1 protein-coding gene is annotated in these 442 nt (G+C 64.5%); it reads left to right on the forward strand.

The annotated features are described in order from the left end of the window. Nucleotides 1-442, forward strand: a 442-nt coding sequence (locus AC1D0P_RS29770) for an efflux RND transporter permease subunit (protein WP_477680023.1), incomplete at both ends; no start/stop codon positions are given.

Raw genomic sequence — 442 nt, forward strand, 5'->3', positions numbered from 1 at the left:
CATCGTTGCCGTGCAGGGCTTCAGCTTCTTCGGCATCGGTCAGAATGCCGGCCTAGCCTTCATCACGCTCAAGGACTGGTCCGAGCGTGATCCGAACAACTCCGCTGCCGCGATCGCCGGCCGCGCCAACATGATGTTGTTCGGCCTCAAGGATGCAATCAGCTTCGCGCTGTCACCGCCCTCGATCCAGGGCCTCGGCACGACCAACGGCTTCGCCTTCCGCCTGCAGGACCGCAACGGTCTCGGCCACGAGGCGCTTGCCGCAGCGCGAGACCGGCTATTGGGCCTCGCCCAGACAAGCCCCGTCCTCGCCAGCCTGCGCGAAGAGGGCATGCCCGATGTAGCCCAGGTCGACCTGATCATCGACCGCGAAAAAGCCAACACCTTCGGCGTCTCCTTCGCCGACATCAACGCCACCATCGCCACCAATCTCGGCTCCAAC

It is taken from the genome of Polaromonas sp. P1_G2, assembly GCF_056405515.1.